The 17,069-nt window shown below is 65.2% G+C and carries 25 protein-coding genes and 1 tRNA gene; 11 read left to right on the top strand and 15 right to left on the bottom strand.

Translation table 11 applies throughout. The features are described 5' to 3' along the window. Positions 1–98: 98 nt before the first annotated feature. Positions 99–419, bottom strand: a complete 321-nt coding sequence (locus ACE3TH_RS13210) for a YggT family protein (RefSeq protein WP_374600355.1) — start codon at positions 417–419, stop codon at positions 99–101. 156 nt (positions 420–575) lie between these two features. Between ACE3TH_RS13210 and ACE3TH_RS13205 the strand changes: the two genes are divergently transcribed. The 4 genes from ACE3TH_RS13205 (at position 576) to ACE3TH_RS13190 (ending at position 2,027) form a co-directional block, all read left to right on the top strand. After that, positions 576–651: transfer RNA gene (locus ACE3TH_RS13205), tRNA-Ala, on the top strand. Between the two features lie 120 nt (positions 652–771). Beyond that, the gene (locus ACE3TH_RS13200) at positions 772–1,020 is read left to right on the top strand and encodes a type II toxin-antitoxin system HicA family toxin (protein ID WP_374600353.1); all 249 of its coding nucleotides are present in this window, start codon (positions 772–774) and stop codon (positions 1,018–1,020) included. A gap of 45 nt (positions 1,021–1,065) precedes the next feature. Further along, positions 1,066–1,497, top strand: coding sequence for a type II toxin-antitoxin system HicB family antitoxin (locus ACE3TH_RS13195; RefSeq protein ID WP_374600351.1), 432 nt, complete (start codon positions 1,066–1,068; stop codon positions 1,495–1,497). Next, positions 1,494–2,027, top strand: coding sequence for a hypothetical protein (locus ACE3TH_RS13190; protein WP_374600349.1), 534 nt, complete (start codon positions 1,494–1,496; stop codon positions 2,025–2,027). The genes ACE3TH_RS13195 and ACE3TH_RS13190 overlap by 4 nt, the downstream gene beginning before the upstream one ends. 228 nt (positions 2,028–2,255) lie before the next feature. On the opposite strand, the gene ACE3TH_RS13185 is transcribed toward ACE3TH_RS13190, so the two are convergent. Genes ACE3TH_RS13185 through ACE3TH_RS13175 form a run of 3 tightly spaced genes read right to left on the bottom strand, consistent with a single transcriptional unit; the run spans position 2,256 to position 3,431 of the window. Continuing rightward, the gene (locus tag ACE3TH_RS13185) at positions 2,256–2,576 is read right to left on the bottom strand and encodes a hypothetical protein (RefSeq protein ID WP_374600347.1); all 321 of its coding nucleotides are present in this window, start codon (positions 2,574–2,576) and stop codon (positions 2,256–2,258) included. After that, positions 2,561–2,869 carry a hypothetical protein gene (locus ACE3TH_RS13180; RefSeq protein WP_374600346.1) on the bottom strand — a complete coding sequence of 103 codons (309 nt, stop codon included), beginning with the start codon at positions 2,867–2,869 and terminating at the stop codon, positions 2,561–2,563. Before ACE3TH_RS13180 ends, ACE3TH_RS13185 begins: the two co-directional genes overlap by 16 nt. A 10-nt stretch (positions 2,870–2,879) precedes the next feature. Further along, positions 2,880–3,431 carry a TIGR02594 family protein gene (locus ACE3TH_RS13175; RefSeq protein ID WP_374600344.1) on the bottom strand — a complete coding sequence of 184 codons (552 nt, stop codon included), beginning with the start codon at positions 3,429–3,431 and terminating at the stop codon, positions 2,880–2,882. Between the two features lie 404 nt (positions 3,432–3,835). On the opposite strand from ACE3TH_RS13175, the gene ACE3TH_RS13170 reads away from it, so the two are divergent. Then, complete coding sequence (locus tag ACE3TH_RS13170) at positions 3,836–3,994, top strand: hypothetical protein (protein WP_374600342.1); 159 nt, start codon at positions 3,836–3,838, stop codon at positions 3,992–3,994. Here ACE3TH_RS13170 and ACE3TH_RS13165 read toward each other — a convergent pair. Beyond that, on the bottom strand, positions 3,991–4,197 hold the full coding sequence (locus ACE3TH_RS13165) for a hypothetical protein (RefSeq protein WP_374600340.1): 207 nt from the start codon (positions 4,195–4,197) through the stop codon (positions 3,991–3,993). The genes ACE3TH_RS13170 and ACE3TH_RS13165 overlap by 4 nt on opposite strands. Positions 4,198–4,947: 750 nt before the next feature. Further along, positions 4,948–5,382, bottom strand: coding sequence for a hypothetical protein (locus ACE3TH_RS13160; RefSeq protein WP_374600338.1), 435 nt, complete (start codon positions 5,380–5,382; stop codon positions 4,948–4,950). A 69-nt stretch (positions 5,383–5,451) separates the two neighbouring features. Here ACE3TH_RS13160 and ACE3TH_RS13155 point away from each other — a divergent pair, with 69 nt between their 5' ends. Both ACE3TH_RS13155 and ACE3TH_RS13150 read left to right on the top strand, forming a co-directional pair. Beyond that, entirely contained in the window at positions 5,452–6,075 is a 624-nt protein-coding gene (locus ACE3TH_RS13155) for a recombinase family protein (RefSeq protein ID WP_374600336.1), read from the top strand. A gap of 243 nt (positions 6,076–6,318) precedes the next feature. Continuing rightward, the gene (locus tag ACE3TH_RS13150; protein ID WP_374600334.1) at positions 6,319–6,789 is read left to right on the top strand and encodes a peptidase S1; all 471 of its coding nucleotides are present in this window, start codon (positions 6,319–6,321) and stop codon (positions 6,787–6,789) included. Positions 6,790–6,844: 55 nt separating this feature from the next. Here ACE3TH_RS13150 and ACE3TH_RS13145 read toward each other — a convergent pair whose 3' ends face one another. The 5 genes from ACE3TH_RS13145 to ACE3TH_RS13125 all read right to left on the bottom strand — a co-directional run bounded on the left by ACE3TH_RS13145 (position 6,845) and on the right by ACE3TH_RS13125 (position 10,351). Then, positions 6,845–7,132, bottom strand: coding sequence for an HPr family phosphocarrier protein (locus tag ACE3TH_RS13145; RefSeq protein ID WP_374600332.1), 288 nt, complete (start codon positions 7,130–7,132; stop codon positions 6,845–6,847). Further along, positions 7,129–7,533 (bottom strand): PTS sugar transporter subunit IIA, encoded by a 405-nt coding sequence (locus ACE3TH_RS13140; protein ID WP_292173642.1) that lies wholly within the window; start codon positions 7,531–7,533, stop codon positions 7,129–7,131. The genes ACE3TH_RS13145 and ACE3TH_RS13140 overlap by 4 nt, the downstream gene beginning before the upstream one ends. Positions 7,534–7,618: 85 nt before the next feature. Then, on the bottom strand, positions 7,619–8,047 hold the full coding sequence (locus ACE3TH_RS13135; RefSeq protein WP_374600330.1) for an HPr kinase/phosphorylase: 429 nt from the start codon (positions 8,045–8,047) through the stop codon (positions 7,619–7,621). After that, positions 8,044–9,675 carry an ATP-binding protein gene (locus ACE3TH_RS13130; protein ID WP_374600328.1) on the bottom strand — a complete coding sequence of 544 codons (1,632 nt, stop codon included), beginning with the start codon at positions 9,673–9,675 and terminating at the stop codon, positions 8,044–8,046. The genes ACE3TH_RS13135 and ACE3TH_RS13130 overlap by 4 nt, the downstream gene beginning before the upstream one ends. Next, entirely contained in the window at positions 9,644–10,351 is a 708-nt protein-coding gene (locus ACE3TH_RS13125) for a response regulator transcription factor (protein WP_292173636.1), read from the bottom strand. Before ACE3TH_RS13125 ends, ACE3TH_RS13130 begins: the two co-directional genes overlap by 32 nt. Positions 10,352–10,542: 191 nt before the next feature. Here ACE3TH_RS13125 and ACE3TH_RS13120 point away from each other — a divergent pair, with 191 nt between their 5' ends. Further along, a complete protein-coding gene (locus ACE3TH_RS13120) occupies positions 10,543–12,261 on the top strand; it encodes a hypothetical protein (protein ID WP_374600326.1) in 1,719 nt (572 codons plus the stop codon). Here ACE3TH_RS13120 and ACE3TH_RS13115 read toward each other — a convergent pair whose 3' ends face one another. The 3 genes from ACE3TH_RS13115 to gloA form a co-directional block, all read right to left on the bottom strand. After that, positions 12,262–12,594, bottom strand: coding sequence for a zf-TFIIB domain-containing protein (locus ACE3TH_RS13115; RefSeq protein WP_374600324.1), 333 nt, complete (start codon positions 12,592–12,594; stop codon positions 12,262–12,264). Between the two features lie 94 nt (positions 12,595–12,688). Beyond that, positions 12,689–13,315: a DUF6655 family protein gene (locus ACE3TH_RS13110; protein WP_374600322.1), complete on the bottom strand. Its 627-nt coding sequence runs from the start codon at positions 13,313–13,315 to the stop codon at positions 12,689–12,691. A gap of 3 nt (positions 13,316–13,318) precedes the next feature. Further along, on the bottom strand, positions 13,319–13,759 hold the full coding sequence (gene gloA, locus ACE3TH_RS13105) for a lactoylglutathione lyase (protein WP_374600320.1): 441 nt from the start codon (positions 13,757–13,759) through the stop codon (positions 13,319–13,321). 156 nt (positions 13,760–13,915) lie between these two features. On the opposite strand from gloA, the gene ACE3TH_RS13100 reads away from it, so the two are divergent. The 3 genes from ACE3TH_RS13100 to ACE3TH_RS13090 are packed head-to-tail and all read left to right on the top strand — an operon-like array spanning position 13,916 to position 15,710. Next, positions 13,916–14,557, top strand: coding sequence for an exopolysaccharide biosynthesis protein (locus tag ACE3TH_RS13100; protein WP_374600318.1), 642 nt, complete (start codon positions 13,916–13,918; stop codon positions 14,555–14,557). A gap of 45 nt (positions 14,558–14,602) precedes the next feature. After that, positions 14,603–15,133, top strand: a complete 531-nt coding sequence (locus ACE3TH_RS13095; RefSeq protein WP_374600316.1) for a disulfide bond formation protein B — start codon at positions 14,603–14,605, stop codon at positions 15,131–15,133. Then, positions 15,111–15,710, top strand: coding sequence for a demethoxyubiquinone hydroxylase family protein (locus ACE3TH_RS13090; protein WP_374600314.1), 600 nt, complete (start codon positions 15,111–15,113; stop codon positions 15,708–15,710). Before ACE3TH_RS13095 ends, ACE3TH_RS13090 begins: the two co-directional genes overlap by 23 nt. Before the next feature lie 368 nt (positions 15,711–16,078). On the opposite strand, the gene ACE3TH_RS13085 is transcribed toward ACE3TH_RS13090, so the two are convergent. Next, complete coding sequence (locus tag ACE3TH_RS13085; RefSeq protein ID WP_374600312.1) at positions 16,079–17,065, bottom strand: esterase-like activity of phytase family protein; 987 nt, start codon at positions 17,063–17,065, stop codon at positions 16,079–16,081. Positions 17,066–17,069: the final 4 nt, after the last annotated feature.

Genomic DNA, 17,069 nt, shown 5'->3' with positions numbered 1-17,069 from the left:
GTCGGACCGGCACCTTAGGACGGTGGCCGGACCGCGCAAGACCGGATATCGCGCCGCAGCACGATCGACCCGGGGCGTGGCCCTAACGCCGCGCCGGTTCAGTAGCCTCTCACAAGGCCAAGCAGCGCAGCCTCGGATGCGGGCAGCAATATCGAACGAATGCCTTGAATAATCAGAATGACTAGGATGGGAGAAATGTCGATGCCGCCCAACGGTGGAATGATGCGTCGAAATGGGGCTAGCACTGGCGCTGTCACGCGCTCCAGGAAGTCAGCCAGTCGAGCCACGAAGCGGTTGCGATAGTTGATGACATCGAATGCAAACAGCCAACTGAGAATGGCGTTAGCAATGATTGCGAGCAGCAGAAGCCACAGCAGATTCTCCAGGAGAAAGAAAACGAACCTGATTACGAATTCCATGCCGCCAGGGCTCCATGCAAGATGAACCGCGCTTCTAGCGTCAGCGAGGCCCCGACGCCAACGGTTCCGGTGACGCAAGGCCCGGCACCGTGCAACGCCCGTTGACACCCCCGCCGTCGCCCCCCTATGTCCCGACCTCGCCTGCATCCCTGCAAGGGGGCCGTAGCTCAGTTGGTAGAGCGCGTCGTTCGCAATGACGAGGTCAGGGGTTCGACTCCCCTCGGCTCCACCACCGGCCTGTGAATACTGGTTAGTATTCAAGGCGGTGGCCCTCAGGCGGTGCTGTTACCCTAAAAGATACCCTAAACAAGATTTTTTCTCGGTCCCCACCCTTTGCCAGATTATGTCGGCAATGCGCATCCGTGCGCATTATGTTGTTGACCCTCTGGCGCGGATGCGTATTAATGCGCATATGAAGAGCGCGGACGTGATCAAGTTTCTGGAAGCCAACGGATGGGAACGCCGGAGCCAGAAGGGCTCGCACGTCTCCTTCCGTAAAGCGGGCAACCCGAACGTGGTGACGGTCCCGCATCCGAAGAAGGACCTCCCCCTCGGGACGCTCCGATCTCTGGAGAAACGAAGCGGCCTCACCTTCCGGTGAGGCAGACGATGCCGGGGTGAGGCCCGGAGACGAAAGGACAGGACGATGGCCAGAGTTTTTTACATGGGAGTGATCGAGCGGGGCATGAACGGCTCGTTCGGCGTTTACTTCCCCGATCTGCCCGGCTGCGTTTCCGCCGGCGAGAGCTTTGAGGAAACCGTGACCGGCGGCCAGGAGGCGCTGGAGCTTCATCTGGAGGTGATGCGTGAGGACGGCCTGCCCATCCCCGACCCCAGCCCCGTCACGGCCTTCGATCCTGACGACTATCCTGGCTCCGACGTGGTGAAGATCGTGATGTTCCCGGTCGAGGCTGCAACCGAGACCAAGGAGGTGGCTGTGCGGGCGAACGTCACCATGAACCCGCGTCTGTTGCGCAAGGTCGACGCCGCCGCCGAAGCTCGCGGTCTGACCCGTTCCGGTCTGCTGGCCCTCGCCGCCCGGCAGTGGATCAGCGCCAACGCCGGAGCCGAACGATGACCGACGAGTACGAGGACGACTATCAGGAGCGCCGAGAAGAGCGGACGGTTTATTGGGTCGGGAGCCAGTGGTGCGTCACCTCGCATGGCTTGGAGACCATCGTCGATCATGACTACGATGTGGAGGCCGATGCTCTGGGTCACCTGACAGACGGGTCTGACGATCCGATGGCCGAGCGCCTTCGCCACATCGGATCGTCACACACCTGGGTGGATACCGAGGATTTGATCACTGCGTTCGGTGTAGCGCTCGCCGTGCATGCCGGGCGATACACGCCTTTGCCTGACGGCGCTTATCTGAATGCAGCAGCTTACCTGCGCCGCGTCCGCTGGATGCGTCAGTGGAGCAAGGACAATGGCTACAAGGATGATGACACATCCAACTGGCTTGAAGAGTTGAAAGCATCAGGCGAGGCGGCCGACAGGCGGGAACTCGAAATGCCCTTCCGACAGGTTCCAGATGCACATCCGACATGGGAACAACAGCAGGCGATGAAGCAGGAGGATGACGATGAGACGGATATCGGGTGAACAACTGGCCAGAGAGAAACCAAGCGCCGATTGCACTGACTGCGGCCGCGAGGCTGACCAGGCGCGGTCCCAGACGTGGGTTGAGTTAAACGGGCGGTTCTATTGCGCGCGATGCGCGGAGAATGAGGGACTGACCTGACGCAGAAAAGCCCCGCCCGCTCCAAAAGGAGCGAGCGGGGCTCGACGCCTCAATGGGGCGCTGGGTATGGCTATTTCACAGGTCCAGCCCTAGCCGGGCCGTGGTTGGCGACTGACGCACCACGTTCGGGTTTGTTCGATGCGACTTTCCAGCCGCACGGTGCGAGCGTCCTGCTGGGCTTCAGACAGGGAGTGATCCGCAAACCGATCGACACCAAGGGTCTGGATGCCTGATAGGTCCAAGGCGCCCTGTTCGGCCTCGGTGATCGGGACTTGCGGCGGGCGAGGCTCCAGCGCCGCCGTGGCGGACGGCGGGCAGGCATCGACCACCGGAGGGGGCGGGACATAGCCCGGCACCGTCTGACATGCTCCCACGGCCAAGGCCGCACATAGGATCAGGACACGGGACATTGCGACCTCCCGATTGCGACACCGACCTGACGGCCTCGCGCGAACAGTTCGGCCCCTTCGCCTTGGCAGACGATGGCCGACTCTTGGGCCTGGACCGCACCGACGCTCTCCGCTCGCCGGGTCGCGGCTTCAGCATCCGTCGCCCGCTTGCGAGCGGCGGCGAGGTCAGTCTCTAGCCTGCGGACTTCGGCTTGCTCCTTTCGAAGCTGCCCGCCTTGGACGATCAGGCCCCCGGTCTGGCCCAGGATCGCGCCGGCAATGCCGAGCGCGACCCATCCTTTCGTGGTCAGCATAGCGCCCTCCTTAGGCTTCATTCGTGGATGCAGGTGCGCCTGACGGCCTCAGGCGCACGATCTGGGCAGGCGGTAGGGCTGGTCCATGCGGCCAGCGCATGCCCCCAGGCGCGAGGCGCTCCTTGGCGATGCGCATGATGCTCACGCTGTTGGACTGGTTGCCGCCCAGGATGTGAAATGACGGTGCGCGAGCGGCGGCCGTCCTGCCCCTCGGGTCGCCCTCGTCCTCGCCGATGTAGAGGCCGACATGTCCGCCGCCATGCCGGGTGAAGACCATGATGCAGCCAAGGCGGGGGCCCAGCAGTTCTCGACCGTATTTCCCCGCCCGCCCCCATGAGGCCGCGCGTACCGGGATCAACGGCATGGTCAGGCCGGACTGCTTCATCAGCCATGCCATGAACGTCCCGCACCATGGCGTTTCGTCGTCGTTGATCTTCATGCCCAGGGCTTTCGCTCCAAGCTCCTGGATCCAGCGCATTATGACGGGGCTGTGCTTTGTTCCTACGATCTCGCGAACGCCTATTTGGGCGCGCGCGAGTTTCAGCCATGCCGGTTCGGCCATGGTCTCTCTCCAATGTTGAGTTTTGGCAGTCAAGCGGCGAAGCTTCGACTATGGCGGCCGCCGACAACGCGTTAGGCAGTTCAGGAGGGGAGCGGATGCGATCTTCGGTGATCGAAAGAGCATTCGAGCTAGCGCGATCGGGAAAGTTCTCGACCGGCAAAGAGATCGACCAAGCGATCAAGCGCGAAGGCTACACCCACGCCGAGATTGCTACACTCGGGTTTCGCTCATTACGGCAGGATCTTCTCAAGGCTTGCCGGGAGGCCCGGTCCCCTCAAGCTGAGCCTTGACGCGAACGCCGTTCGCGGCTTCTCTTATGGCGACCGTCTTACGCGAGACAGTCAGGCGGCCCGGTGACTCCCCCATAGATGCGCGCCGGGCCGCTCTTCTATCTGGAGGCTGCGATGCCCTGGTCAGACCTGCCAGACCCGCTCCCGCCGCCTATGACGAAGCGTCAGTGGCTGAATGCAGTCCTGTCCCGGGTCGCCATTGTCTTCGTGGCCCTGATCATCCTGGGCATCTGCGCTACCAGCTGGTTTCCGGTGAGCGCCGTGGAGGGCTAGCCCCATGGGTTCAGGTTGAGAGCGTCCAGACCCTTCGCATCGGCAGCGTCGATCTTTGCGTAGAGACGGTCAGTCTCGGACCTGACGCCTTCGATGAACTTCTGACAAGCCAAGTGTCCGGTGACGCCGTAGATCCCGAGAGCGGCGTTGATCTGCCGCCAGGTCGGCCAATCGCGCTGGATAAGCGGAGTGCCAGTGGCCATTCGACGTTGCCGTCTGGTATTCCGACTCAAAGTCTGCTGCCGCCCGACGAAGTTGTTTAACCCAGTCTTCCTTCGTCATAGCCACGTCCCGTCACTCCGTCTGTCATTGGCGCCAATAGCGTCGATAGGGTTTCGCGCAGTGTGGCTGGATCGTCGGTGAAGCTGTGGCGGGGAAGGTCTGAAGAAAATGTCGCCTGCGTGTTCTCTTAGAAGACATGGGCGACATTTCCGGGCCTTGGCTCTCCGACGAAGGTGAGCTTGATTGATCTGCCACGACGGACGAATGACTGGCGTGGATCGAGGAGGCCGACCGTTCACGGCGGCTGACGCGATCCATGGCCATCATCGTCAGGAGCGGACGACCGCCCCTATCGGCGGTTGGCCGTCCCGGCGATAGGTCACATGATCAGACTGATCGGCCGCGCCCTTCGCGTTCCGCTCCGGCCCCGACGTTCAGCATGGCCGTGCTCGACCCGACTGACGTCGGGTCGTTCATCGACCTGCTGACCTGAAGAAAGTTCATCTCGGTCGAGAGCCAAGGATTCAGGAGCGCGGGCCGCAGGCCAGTCAAGCACGCAGGCGACGGATTCCGGGGCGAGCTATCGACGCTATTGGCGCCAATGGCACCGTGACAAAAACCCCTCCGAAATGCACCCTCCAGACCCCAGCAAATCCGCAGCAAATCCGGGCCTCCCAGAACCCGTGTCAGCCGTGCTGAAAGACACCTCTGAAAACCACATCGGAGCGGGATCAGGTCACCGGAGGCGCCCGGAGCAGATCGTCGGGTTCGCGGCATAGACGTAGCCGGAGGACATCGAGGTGCTGCGCCGTGGCGATAAGGTCCGCGTGTTTGATCTCGTGGCGTGCCCCGTCCAAGTCCCGACAGACGACGTGAGGGGCACCGGCCTCGGGTTGGGCATGACCGCCAATCAGTCCGTGAGCCAGCAGGTTCCTGATCTGGGCCGCACGCTCGATCTCCTCGGTCCAAGCAGAAACGTCCGACGAGGATCGCATACCGGCGACGCGCCACCGCTGAAGCGGAGCCGCACGCGGCATGGAGCCTTCCCCGTTCGCCTCCAGCTTCTTCAGCATCTCCAGTTCGAGATAGCCCCAACGCAGCAGGACTTCTCCTACGGCGGCCATCAGGTCCGAGAAGACGAGTTCGGGGTGATCCGCTTCAGCCATTCCCCCTCGTAGCCAATCCGCCATGAGCATTCGGTTGACGGCCCGCCGATCCATGAGACCTTCTGGTCGATGAAGCGAGCCGGTCTCTACGTCAGATGTTCGACCGATCAGCAGACGGTCGAGAACCAAGTTCGAATCCTGACCGAGGTTGCCCAGCGATCCGGCTGGACCATCGTCCGAGTGTTCGAAGATCAGGCGATCAGCGGCGCCAAGGGCAGGGATCAGCGACCGGGCTACGACGCCCTCCTGAAGGCCGTCCATCGCCGAGAGGTGGACATCGTGGCCGCATACGCCGTTGACCGTCTGGGACGCTCCCTGACCGATCTGGTGGCTTTCCTCGGCGACATCCAAGCTCGGGGCTGCGACCTCTACCTCCATCAGCAGTCGGTCGATACCAGCACGCCCTCCGGGCGCATGCTCTTCCAGATGCTGGCCGTCTTCTCCGAGTTTGAGCGTGAACTCGTCAGGGGCAGGGTCCGGGCGGGATTGGCGCGTGCTCGTGCCAAAGGCGTCCAGTTCGGTCGGCCCAGCTTGTCGCCCGACCGTGTGGAGAGGGTCGAGAAGGCCCTGAAGGACGGTCAGAGCATCCGCGCGGTAGCCAAAGCGACCGGCACCTCCACGGCCTCGGTCCAGCGCATCAAACGCTCCATGCTCGCGGTCGAGGAAGACCGTCTGGAGAGCGTTGCCTCCTGACGCCAGAGACGGTCATAGAGGGCTGTGGAAGACGTTGACCCCTGCCTGACATCGGACTCTGCTGCCGCCTCGACCCTACGAGTCGCAGAGCATCCTCATGACCGACGAATCCGACCCCAATGCGATCCCCTCGGCTCCACCAGGCGTTAGTCTCCATCACACTGCTATGCAGACTTGACGGCAACGCTTGTCGGGTTGATGACGGCTCTGGGGGCTCGTCTATCGGGGTTTGAGGGGATTACAATGAACAAGATTCTGGGCGCATGCGCTCTGGCCATGACGATCGTCGTCACGCCACATTTTGCTCTGGCGCAGGACGCCAGTCTGAACGCCAACTTCGGGTCGGTCAGACTGAGCAGCGGCTTCACCCCCGACCCGCACCGGGTGTCGATAACGGCCGGTGGATCGATCGATGCCTATGAGGACACGCCCTTGCCGCAAGCTTGCATCGGCATGATCAGCGACGCGCCCGATTATGAGGTAACCTATAGCGCTGACAGCCTGCCGCTGGTGTTCCGCACCCTGTCGTCTGTGGATACGACCCTGATCATCAATGGTCCGGACGGCAGTTGGTACTGCGACGACGACAGCTACGGCGATCTGGACGCCGAGGTACGGTTCAACCGTCCGCAGAGCGGAACCTATGACGTCTGGGTCGGCACGTTTGGCGGTTCGACGGCGGCAGCGACCCTGTTAATCACCGAGACGCCCTGAACCGACACAAATCGTATGGGACTGAACGGCCCCGACGGTTCGCTGTCGGGGCTTTCTATTGGTCTTCGTCGAAGCGGCGGGCGACCAGGTCCATCAGTGCATCGATAGCGTCCTGAGCGTCCTCGCCCTCGGCCACGATGTCGATGGTGCAGCCGTTGCCGGCCCCCAGCATCAGCAGACCCATGATCGACAGGGCGTTGACGGTGACGCCGTCGCGGGTGACGCGGATGTCGGCTTCGAACGCCGAGGCCGTCTTGACGAACTTGGCGCTGGCCCGCGCATGCAGCCCGCGGGTGTTGCAGATGTTGGCGGTGGCCGAGGCCCGGGTCGTCGTATCGGTCATTTCTCGCCCTGCAGAACCCAGGAGGCGACGGAGATGTATTTGCGGCCGGCGTCCTGGGCGTGGGCCACGCAGGCCTCCAGCGGCTCGCGCCCCCGGACGCCCGCCAGCTTGATCAGCATGGGCAGGTTCAGGCCGGCGATGACCTCGGCATGGGTCTCTTCCATGACGGAGATCGCAAGGTTTGAGGGCGTTCCGCCGAACATGTCGGTCAGCAGGATGACGCCGTCGCCGTCGTCCACGGCCCGAGCCGCATCGACGATATCGCGACGGCGGCGCTCCATGTCGTCCTCAGGCCCGATGCAGATGGCGGCGACGCCACGCTGCGGGCCAACGACATGCTCCATGGCCGACAGAAACTCCGAGGCCAGTCCCCCGTGGGTGACGATCACCAGCCCGATCATGACAGGTCTACCAAGCTGACGCCCCGTATTCCGACCGCCTGTGGCGGGCCGCAAGCCGCGCGGAATAGCCCAAGTCCGCGCGGGGTTAAAGCCGTCGTGACAGGACTGTGACCTTTTCGACCGCAGAAGCCTCGAAGCCGCGCAGCATCACGCGCGGCAGATCGATCGTGCGAAGGGTCTGGAAATCCGCTTCGGGCAGCCGTTCGACGGCATCTGCTGTCAGACTCACGACCAGTCCCAGACGGGCCTGGGCGAGTGCCGGCTGATGCAGGATGCCCAAGCCTCGCGCCTCGATACGCCCGGCGATGGTCGCCGGAGCTGTGCCATACAGATGCCCGCCGCTGGCGAACACATGGGTGTAGTCGTCGGCGACCAGCCGCCAACCCCTCGCAATCAGTCGAAGCGCCAGGTCGCTTTTCCCTGCGCCGGACGGGCCGGTCAGCATGACCCCGATCCAGCCGCGACCGGGCCGGAATAGGGCCACGGTCGTCGCGTGAATAGGCTGGTCGGTCATCCGCGTCGCGACTGGGCAATGGCGGGCAGGACGACCTCGAAGCGTGCGCCTTCGACCGTGCCGTCGGCGGCCGTGCGGTTGGATGCCTGCACCTGGCCACCATGCGCCTCGACGATCTGACGCACGATCGACAGGCCAAGTCCGGAGTTGGCCCCGAACGCCGTGCCGCGCGGCCGCGAGGTGTAGAACCGTTCGAAGACGGTCTCCAGATTTTCGGGCGGGATGCCCGGACCGTCATCATCCACGATCACGCGGATGGGCAAGTCATGGTCCGCCGGATCGCGGCGCAGGACCAGCCGGACCTCACCGCCCGCTGGACTGAAGGAGCGGGCGTTGTCGATCAGATTGCGGAACACCTGACCCAGCGGCCCGTCGCGGCCCGTGATGCGGATCGGATCGGACGGCGGCGTGAAGACGACCCTGGCCTCGCCCGGCCTATACCCGGCGGCATAGACGCCCGTAATTTCGGACAAAAGCAGGTTCAGGTCCACGGCGCGGGGACGATCGCGATTCAGCTCTGCATCCAGACGCGAGGCGTTGGAAATGTCGGTGATCAACCGATCGAGCCGTCGAACATCCTGCTGCAGCAGGCCCGTCAGCTTCTCGCGTTGGGCATCGGTCTTGACCAGCGGCAGGGTTTCCAGCGCAGAACGGATAGATGTCAGGGGGTTCTTGATCTCGTGGCTGACGTCGGCGGCGAAGGCCTCGATGGCGTCCATCCGGTCCGACAGGGTCTCGGTCATGGTCTCCAGCGAGCGGGCCAGGTCGCCGATCTCGTCCTTGCGGCCTTCCAGGTCGGGCAGGGAGATGGCGCGGGCCTGCTGCAGTCGCACCGCGTCGGCCGCCGCCGACAGACGCATGATCGGCCGCGCCACGAAAAGATACAGCACCAGAGACCCCAGGATATTGACCGTCAGGGCGACCAGGGCGAACGGCATCAGGGCCAGGCGCTGAGCGTTCAGCGTCGCCTCGACATCGCCGGCCTCAAGCGTCAGCACGCCCAGAACCTGACGCACGTGGCGTACCGGGATGGAGACCGAGACGACACGATCGCCCGATTCATTGATCCGCACGCTGGCCTGGTTCTGCCCGCCTAGCGCGCCCTCGACCTCTGCGGCCAGCTGGCGGCGTGCCTGCTCGACCTGGCGGGTGGTGCGTTCGGCGGCCTCGGGCGGTTCAACGGAGGGCGTCCCGGCAGGTCTGGCGTCGGGCAGGGTGTTGCCGGGAATGGCCTCCGTCACGGCATAGCTGTCCAGCACGATGAGTCCGTCGATGTCGAACAGTCTGGCGCGCTGACCTTCCGGAATGAAGATGTCCCTGAACAGTCCGGGCACGTTCTGGACGTTGAACGCGGGCGTCGGCTCGCCCACCGTATAGTCTTCGTCGGCCAGGACATTGGCCAGAAGCTCGGCCTGCGCCGTCAGCGATTCCTGACGCGCCTCGATCAGCCCGCGCTGCCATTCGTTCAGCGCCAGGGCTCCGCCCAGCAGGATCAGCAGGCTGAACAGATTGAGGGCAAGGATGAATCCGCCCAAGCGCGAGCCGCCGAAGCGGCCCAGCCGTCGGCGACCTGGAGATGCGTCCTTGTCGGACGAATCAGCTTTCGCGGTAGCGGTATCCGACGCCATACAGGGTCTCGATCGCGTCGAACTCGGGATCGACCACCCGGAACTTCTTTCGCATCCGCTTGACGTGGCTGTCGATGGTGCGGTCGTCGACATAGACCTGATCATCGTAGGCGGCGTCCATCAGATTGTCGCGGCTCTTCACGAAGCCGGGGCGCTGGGCCAGGGCCTGAAGCAGCAGGAACTCCGTGACCGTCAGCTTGACGGGCTTGCCGTCCCAGGTGCTCTCGTGGCGGGCCGGGTCCATCGACAGCTTGCCGCGCTTGATCGCCTTCGAGCCGCCTTCACCCGCTGCGGGTTCGGGCTCGCCGCCGTCCGCGCCGGTCCGCCGCAGCAGGGCCTTGACCCGTTCGATCAGCAGCCGCTGGCTGAAGGGTTTATGGATATAGTCGTCGGCCCCCAGGTTGAAGCCCAGGATTTCGTCGATCTCCTCGTCCTTGGAGGTCAGCATGATGACCGGGATCTGGCTGGTCTGGCGGAGGCGACGCAGAACCTCCATCCCGTCCATACGGGGCATCTTGACGTCCAGGATGGCCAGGTCCGGCGGCGAGGTCTCCAGTGCCTCCAGTCCCGCCGCCCCGTCGTGATGGGCCGTGACCTTGTGGCCGTGGCTTTCCAACGCCAGCGACACGGAGGCCACGATGTTCTCGTCGTCGTCGACCAGGGTGATATTGGCCAAAGGGCGGTCTCCTTGAGCAGTCGTCAGATGGATACACTGGTCGCATGAACGCGCGACAAGCGTAACCGTTCGATGCGGAACATCCGCAAGAATGCGGCACAAACATGGGCCGGCGCGCCGCGATGCGCAATGAAACGCCGCCTTAAAGCCTTTGCCGATAGGCTCGCGCCGCAAACAGCGTCGAGTATCTGATGGCCGGTTCGATCCATTACGAGGTCTATATCCGCAAGACCGCTCCGGCACCCTGGGCCCTCCAGATGGCGACCGAGGAGCGGTCCGTAGCCATAGAGACCGCGGAGGAACTGCTGCGCGACGACCGCGCGGCCGCCGTGCGGGTGACCAAAGAGACACTGGATCCCGAGACCATGGAGTTCCAGAGCCTGACCCTGATGACCAAGGGGGCTCCGGAGATCAAGCGCAAGCGGCTGGTGTCCGAAGAGCAGACCGGGCCGCGCTGCCTGGCCCCGACCGATCTTTACGAGCCGCTGGCCAGGGAGACGATCGGACGGGTTCTGGAGGACTGGCTGAAGCGGCAGGGCGTGACGACGTTCGAGCTGTTGCACCGCCCGGACCTGGCCGAGCGGCTGGAGGCGTCCGGGCTGGAACTCCAGCATGCCATCCAGAAGGTCGCCATCCCCGAAAGCCAGGCGGTGGGCCAGCCGGTCCACGACCTGGTCCGCCACTATCAGAAACTGGCCGAGCGGACGCTCGAACGCGTCGTGGCGGCCGGACGACGCGAACTATTCCCTGGCCTGGAGAACCGGTCCATCGCCGATCTGGCGCATCGGCTGTCGGGAAAGTCAGAACGTGGCTCCATCATGGGCGGCATCGTCGCCGGCGCGCTGAAGGGCCTTCGCGGCGGTCGGGCCCGCGTCGACAAGCTGATGGATCTGGCGGCCGGGGCACCGATGGACGGGCCGCCCCATGCCCTGGTCATGGTGCCGATCGAACAGATCCTGTGCGAGATCATGGCGACGCGCACCAGTCTGGCCGATGTGCTGGGTCCGTCGCTGGATCAGGGCGCGTCATTGGCCGCTGTCGTTCGGATGGTGGCCCCTGACGAAGTAGCGGCCCTGATCGCCCAGGACGAAAAGCTGGGCCTCCAGATCCCGGCCGTGACCGGTCCGGCTGCCCGGCTGGGCGAGCGCTTGCAGGACGGTCAGTTCCCGCTGCTGGCCTCGACCCTGGCGCGGATGGTCCTGCGCGAGCTGATGAGCCCGCGGCGGCTGCGGCCCGGCGATGCCGTCGGCGAAATCGACATCATGCGCACCCTGGCCATGATCCTGACGGCCACGGCCGGTCGTCTGCTGACGCTGGAGGAGGTGCAATCCGCCTTCTCGGAACGGTCCAAGAGTATCATCACCGCCGATTTCGTCGCCGCCTTCGTCGCGCCCTGCGAAACGGTGCTGTGCGAGGCGGAATCTCTGACGCGGCTGTGCGAGAATGTCACCGGCACGGCCAACAAGCGGTCGGCGGCGCGGTGGCTGGCGGCCTGCATCAACTCCCTGCGCTTCGAGAGCGAGATGCGGTCGGGTGCCGGCGGCCGCTCTCCGGCGCAGTCGCTGGCGATCCTGGCGGGTCTTCAGCGGACGGTCCTGACCTGCAGCCTGGCCGAGCGCGAGGAGCAGGAAATCGTCACCGCCATCGGCCTGGTTGGCAGCGGGGTCGAGACGGAGGCGCGGCTGATCGCCATGCTGACCCGCGCCAAGGCGACCCCGCATCAGAAGCTGACCGCCCTGCTGAAGATGGCGGCCGGAGAGACGGCTCCGCTTGGGCCCGTCGCCGACAGGGCCAAGGCCGAGGCGCTCAAACTGCTGCGTCAGCCGGAAACCCGCGAAACCCTGTCACGGTCGCCGCAGGCCCTGGCACCGATCAAGAGCCTGATGCAGGCGGCTGGGCTGGCGGCCTGATCAGTCGAAGATATCGAAGATGCTGTCGCGCTTCTTCTTTTTGTAGCGGTAGTCGTCGTCGCGATAGCGGCGCTGCTCGCGATAGCCCTGCGGGTGACCTTGGTGGCCCCATGGCTGCGACGGCGGTTGCTGCGGCGGCGGCGCATAAGACTGTGGTGGCGGGGCCTGCGGAGCCGAGGCGCGACCCTCAGCCGTGGCCGAGTCCATCAGCTTCTCCAGTTCGCCCCGATCCAGCCAGACGCCTCGACAGGACGGGCACATGTCGAACTGGACGCCATTGCGATCCAGCGTCTGCATCGCGCTATTGTCGTTGGGGCACATCAGCAGCGGCATCCGGCGTCTCCGTTGTCGTTAAGCGTTCAAGCTAGGGCGCAACCGATCGTTCCGCCATAGCGGCGTTGCGCCGCGCACCCACACTCGGCTGTGCCTAGAACTGCAACCAGCTGTCGCCGGGGTCGCGGTCGCCGGGTGACAGGCGCTGCTGGCCCCAGGCGATGATCATGAACAGCTTGTGGCTGCGCAGGTTGAACTCGCCCTTCATCGGCACGACGGCCCCCAGCGGCGCGCCGCTTTTCGGCTCATACAGAAAACCCGAGAACTCGGCCACGCCGACCCGGTCGCGGCGGCTGTAGACCGACAGTTCGGGGATGGAGACGACATTGAAGCTGTCGTTGATCGGCACCTGCATCTGCGGCAGGCCGAAGACGCGACGCATCTGCTCCAGCGACAGGGTCCCGGCCCGGATCTCGAACACGGCATCCGCCTCGGTCTTGGATGGGGCGATGAAATAGCCGGCTTCCGACAGGGCCGCGCGGATCGCGCTGACGGCATAGGGCGCGCTCTCGGCCCGGAAATACAGATCGTCGACAAAGACCTTGGAGCCCACGGGGATTGGCAGGGTCAGGCCGTCCACTGCCCTGTCCGCCGCACGGGCGACCAGCAGTTGCTCCGTTGCCGTCCGGGACGGATAGGTCTCGGAGGTCGAGGCGCAGGCCGACACAGCGACGGCTGCCGCCAGAGCCAGGACAGATACGGCACGGGCCGACATCGTCATGCCCTACCAGCTCCCGGTATTGGTCATGGACACCCAGGGCTCGGCGGGAGCGAGCGGTTCGCCTTCCTGCAGCAGTTCGATGGAAATGCCGTCCGGCGAACGCACAAAGGCCATGCGACCGTCGCGCGGCGGGCGGTTGATCGTCACGCCTCCCGCCTGAAGCCGCGCACAGGCCGCATAGATGTCGTCGACCTTATAGGCCAGATGGCCGAAGTTGCGCCCGCCGCTGTACTCCTCAGGGTCCCAGTTGAACGTCAGCTCGACCTCGGGCGATCGCTCCATCGCCGACCGGTCCGCGTCCTTGGGGGCCGCCAGGAACACCAGGGTATAGCGCCCCTCCTCATTCTCCATCCGCCGGACCTCCGACAGACCCAGCAGGTCGCAATAGAAGTGCAGCGAGGCGTCCAGATCGGTGACCCGGATCATGGTGTGAAGATAGCGCATGGCGTCCGTATTCCTTGGGGGAGGGGCGGAAGTGAGGCTGTATAGCGTCAGAATGTCAGGGGGGCGACTCACGGCCCGTTACGTCAGGGCCGCCTGCCCTCGCCTCGCCACAGATTTCCGGCTAACCACGCGCCCGCAGTTCGAAACGCAGGCCTCATGACCGATCTGAACGACCAGCATGCCGACAACCCGGACCAGGGCTTCATCGCCTTGGTCGCCGATCTGGCCGCCGTCAGTGGACCGGACGGGCTGACGCTGCGCGAAATCCGCGACCGGCTGGACGAGCGGGCATTTGGCCTGATGATCCTGATCCTGGCCATCCCTTGTCTTGTCCCGGCGCTGTATGGCGTACCGCAGATCGTCGGCATTCCGATTCTGCTGCTGGCCGGCCAGATGCTGGTGGGGCGCGTCGAGCCGTGGCTGCCCGAGGGCATCCTGAAGCGCCGCGTGACCAAGGCCTGGCTGGAGCGGATGGCCGACTTCGCGACCAAGCGGATGGGCTGGCTGGAGCGCCTGTCGCGTCCCCGCTTGAAGATTTTCGCCGAAGGCTGGGCCGAGCGGGCGGCGGCCTTCTTCATGATCCTTGCCACGCTCACCATCGTCCTGCCCATGACCAATACGGTGCCGTCGGTCGCGCTCAGTTTGCTTTCCGTCGGCCTGATACAGCGCGACGGGCTGTTCGTGGCGGCGGGCGCGGCGGTGGCGACGGCCTGGGCGACGGCGCTGATCGTGGTCGGCATCGGCTTCTTCGTCGGCGCGGGCTGGGCGGTCTCGCTGATGGCGCGGTTCGGCGGCTGATCACGCATCGACGGCGACCCAAGGCCCCGCTATGAACGGGGTCCGATGAGAGCAACCTATCGTCTCCTGACGCGGTGGTGGACCGCCTTCGCACTGGCCGCGTCGCTGGCCCTGCTGGGCGCGGCGCATGCGTTTGAGCGGCTCGGCGGATTGGACCCCTGCAATCTGTGCCTCAAGCAGCGCGAGGTCTATTGGGGTGCGGTCGTGGTCGCGGCCCTGGCCACGGGCTGGCATCTGATCAGTCGCGGCAGTCGGGGAACGCCCCGCGTTGCCGCCTTCCTGTTGGCGCTCGTTTTCACGACCGGCGCGATCACGGCGATCTTCCACATGGGTGGCGAGATGAAGTGGTGGACCCTGCCCGCGACCTGCATGGGCGGCACGGTCGATGCCAGTTCGGCAGTGGACTTCATGCTGGGCACCGGCACGGTCGAGCCCATCGTCAGCTGCGGCGACGTGGCGTGGCGCTTCGCCGGCATCAGCATGGCAGGATGGAATGCCATGATCTCGGTCGCCTTGGCCGGGTTCAGCCTGCTCGCCGCCAAGAGGCCCAAGGATGCCCGTGCCCCCAGAAGCTAGGTTTCCAGACGCTGACGCCCCTCGCGGACCTTTGCCGCGACCTGGCCTCGGCGCGAGCCGCCGTCGCCGGGCCGAAATCCTGCGGGTCGATCATGCGGGTGAATATGGCGCGGTTCACATCTATCGCGCCCAGCGAGCCGTATTCGAGGGGCGGCAGGGCAAGGCCGCCATCGCCGCCGACATGGCCGAGATGCAGGCCCAGGAAGCCGTGCATCTGGCGCGGTTCGACGCCCTGCTGAACGCCGAACGGGTGCGGCCGACGGCGCTGATCCCGATCTGGCGACTGGCCGCCATCGCCTTGGGCACAGGCACGGCCCTGATGGGCGAGAAGGCGGCTCACGCCTGCACCGAGGCGGTCGAGGACGTGATCGAGAAACACTATGCCGACCAGATCGCCGAGCTGTCGGACAGCGATCCGGAACTGGCTGCCGAACTGACCGTCTTCCGCGACGAGGAACTGGCCCACCACGACCACGCCATCGAGCACGGCAGTCGCGAGGCCCCGGCCTATCGGCTGCTGAGCGCGGTGATCAAGGCGGGGTGTCGCGCGGCGATCAAGGTCAGCGAGCGCGTCTAGCCCGCCAGCTTGCGATGCGTGGTGGAGAAGGCATAGTCGGCGACTGGCGTTTTGTGGAGGTTCGACCATGGTGCTGGCTTCACTTTTTTTGGCACACAGCCTGCTTTGGCAGGTCCCGCAGACAGCATCGCCAGCGGTCGTCCAAACCCCTGTAGTGGCGACACCGCCCGCTACCGAAGCCCCAGCCGCGCCGACCCCCGTGCCCGCTGCCGCCGAGGAGATGGTTTGCCGCAACGAAATAGCGACTGGCCGACGCGTCCCCAGACGGGTCTGTCGCAGCCGTGCGCAAATGCAGGCCGAGGCTGCTGCGGGACAGGAGGCCTTGCGACGCGCCCAGGAAAACCATCGCCGTAGCAATTCGAACTAGTTTAACGTTCGACGTCGAACGCCAGCAACAACGTCCGCTGGGCCGGATTCTCGTTGTCGTCGGACAGGATGTAGAGGCGCGTTCCGCCCTCTCTGGCCACAGCGGCGATACCTTCAAAATTGTCTGTGGTGCCGGGCAGTTTCAGTTCGATCAGCACCGGTCCCAGCGTGCCGCCAGTCGCCATGCGCCGGACCTGCGCCCGGGCATCCAGTGGCGGGCGATAGGATCGCTGGACGATGAAGACGCCTTGGCCGAACGGATCCCGGTCCATGCCAGTGATGCGGTAGGCCCCGTCATCCAAAGCGTCCTGGGGCATGGGCGTGACGACAGCGCAGTTGGCGAGCGTGCAGTCCCAGACGCCGCCGGATTCACCCGCCACGCGCCAGCCTGAGCCAAGTGCTGATAGGCCTTCCATGCCGTCGTTGGGGGTGAAGGCGACGTCGGGGTGCCTGACAGACTTCGGACGGTTCGCGGGCGTCGCCGCCGGCCCATAGTTCCAGATGCGGTGGTCGCGCTCGAAACTGACCAGCAGATCGCCGCTGTCGGTGATGGCCAATCCTTCGGCGTCACCGTCGGCCTTGTCCACGATGGGGGTGCCGTCGGCCAGGGTCAGCCGCCGCCAGGCCAGGCCAGTGACGCCGACCAGTCGGCCGCTGCGGTTCAGCACCAGATGCCCGCGCACCAGATCGCCCGCATCGCTGACACTGACGAAGCCATCCTCGCCGGTCAGCTTCAGGTCCGACAGGCTGTGCAGCGGCGAGCCCGCCTCCAGAACCAGTTCGACACCGCCCGCGAACCGGACGCCCTCAGCGAGTTGCGCGCCGCCAGGCAGGCCCAGACCGACGGGGCGGATGCCGGGCGCGGCCGGCGTCCAGCCGGGCGGAATCGGCGGGGACACGACCGGCCAGGCTCCGGCGCAGGCCGCGATGGCCAAGGCCGCAAATGCGGGCGCAAGCCGCGACAAGGCGCGCATGGGCGGGGTCGTCATTCGC

This window comes from Brevundimonas sp., from assembly GCF_041919755.1.
GTDB lineage: Bacteria > Pseudomonadota > Alphaproteobacteria > Caulobacterales > Caulobacteraceae > Brevundimonas.
This window is presented reverse-complemented; position numbering and strand designations above follow the sequence as displayed.

Excerpts from the sequence above, each read along its gene's own strand:
- ACE3TH_RS13115 (WP_374600324.1), bottom strand. The coding sequence starts at position 12,594 with ATGCCGCTGCTGATGTGCCCCAACGACAATAGCGCGATGCAGACGCTG.
- ACE3TH_RS13185 (WP_374600347.1), bottom strand. The coding sequence starts at position 2,576 with ATGTCCCGTGTCCTGATCCTATGTGCGGCCTTGGCCGTGGGAGCATGT.
- ACE3TH_RS13200 (WP_374600353.1), top strand. The coding sequence starts at position 772 with ATGCGCATCCGTGCGCATTATGTTGTTGACCCTCTGGCGCGGATGCGT.
- ACE3TH_RS13150 (WP_374600334.1), top strand. The coding sequence starts at position 6,319 with ATGAACAAGATTCTGGGCGCATGCGCTCTGGCCATGACGATCGTCGTC.
- ACE3TH_RS13110 (WP_374600322.1), bottom strand. The coding sequence starts at position 13,315 with ATGACGATGTCGGCCCGTGCCGTATCTGTCCTGGCTCTGGCGGCAGCC.
- ACE3TH_RS13140 (WP_292173642.1), bottom strand. The coding sequence starts at position 7,533 with ATGATCGGGCTGGTGATCGTCACCCACGGGGGACTGGCCTCGGAGTTT.
- ACE3TH_RS13210 (WP_374600355.1), bottom strand. The coding sequence starts at position 419 with ATGGAATTCGTAATCAGGTTCGTTTTCTTTCTCCTGGAGAATCTGCTG.
- ACE3TH_RS13190 (WP_374600349.1), top strand. The coding sequence starts at position 1,494 with ATGACCGACGAGTACGAGGACGACTATCAGGAGCGCCGAGAAGAGCGG.
- ACE3TH_RS13095 (WP_374600316.1), top strand. The coding sequence starts at position 14,603 with ATGAGAGCAACCTATCGTCTCCTGACGCGGTGGTGGACCGCCTTCGCA.
- ACE3TH_RS13100 (WP_374600318.1), top strand. The coding sequence starts at position 13,916 with ATGACCGATCTGAACGACCAGCATGCCGACAACCCGGACCAGGGCTTC.
- ACE3TH_RS13090 (WP_374600314.1), top strand. The coding sequence starts at position 15,111 with ATGCCCGTGCCCCCAGAAGCTAGGTTTCCAGACGCTGACGCCCCTCGC.
- ACE3TH_RS13130 (WP_374600328.1), bottom strand. The coding sequence starts at position 9,675 with ATGGCGTCGGATACCGCTACCGCGAAAGCTGATTCGTCCGACAAGGAC.
- ACE3TH_RS13145 (WP_374600332.1), bottom strand. The coding sequence starts at position 7,132 with ATGACCGATACGACGACCCGGGCCTCGGCCACCGCCAACATCTGCAAC.
- ACE3TH_RS13195 (WP_374600351.1), top strand. The coding sequence starts at position 1,066 with ATGGCCAGAGTTTTTTACATGGGAGTGATCGAGCGGGGCATGAACGGC.
- ACE3TH_RS13085 (WP_374600312.1), bottom strand. The coding sequence starts at position 17,065 with ATGACGACCCCGCCCATGCGCGCCTTGTCGCGGCTTGCGCCCGCATTT.
- ACE3TH_RS13180 (WP_374600346.1), bottom strand. The coding sequence starts at position 2,869 with ATGCTGACCACGAAAGGATGGGTCGCGCTCGGCATTGCCGGCGCGATC.
- ACE3TH_RS13165 (WP_374600340.1), bottom strand. The coding sequence starts at position 4,197 with ATGGCCACTGGCACTCCGCTTATCCAGCGCGATTGGCCGACCTGGCGG.
- ACE3TH_RS13135 (WP_374600330.1), bottom strand. The coding sequence starts at position 8,047 with ATGACCGACCAGCCTATTCACGCGACGACCGTGGCCCTATTCCGGCCC.
- ACE3TH_RS13160 (WP_374600338.1), bottom strand. The coding sequence starts at position 5,382 with ATGGCTGAAGCGGATCACCCCGAACTCGTCTTCTCGGACCTGATGGCC.
- ACE3TH_RS13170 (WP_374600342.1), top strand. The coding sequence starts at position 3,836 with ATGCCCTGGTCAGACCTGCCAGACCCGCTCCCGCCGCCTATGACGAAG.
- gloA (WP_374600320.1), bottom strand. The coding sequence starts at position 13,759 with ATGCGCTATCTTCACACCATGATCCGGGTCACCGATCTGGACGCCTCG.
- ACE3TH_RS13120 (WP_374600326.1), top strand. The coding sequence starts at position 10,543 with ATGGCCGGTTCGATCCATTACGAGGTCTATATCCGCAAGACCGCTCCG.
- ACE3TH_RS13175 (WP_374600344.1), bottom strand. The coding sequence starts at position 3,431 with ATGGCCGAACCGGCATGGCTGAAACTCGCGCGCGCCCAAATAGGCGTT.
- ACE3TH_RS13155 (WP_374600336.1), top strand. The coding sequence starts at position 5,452 with ATGAAGCGAGCCGGTCTCTACGTCAGATGTTCGACCGATCAGCAGACG.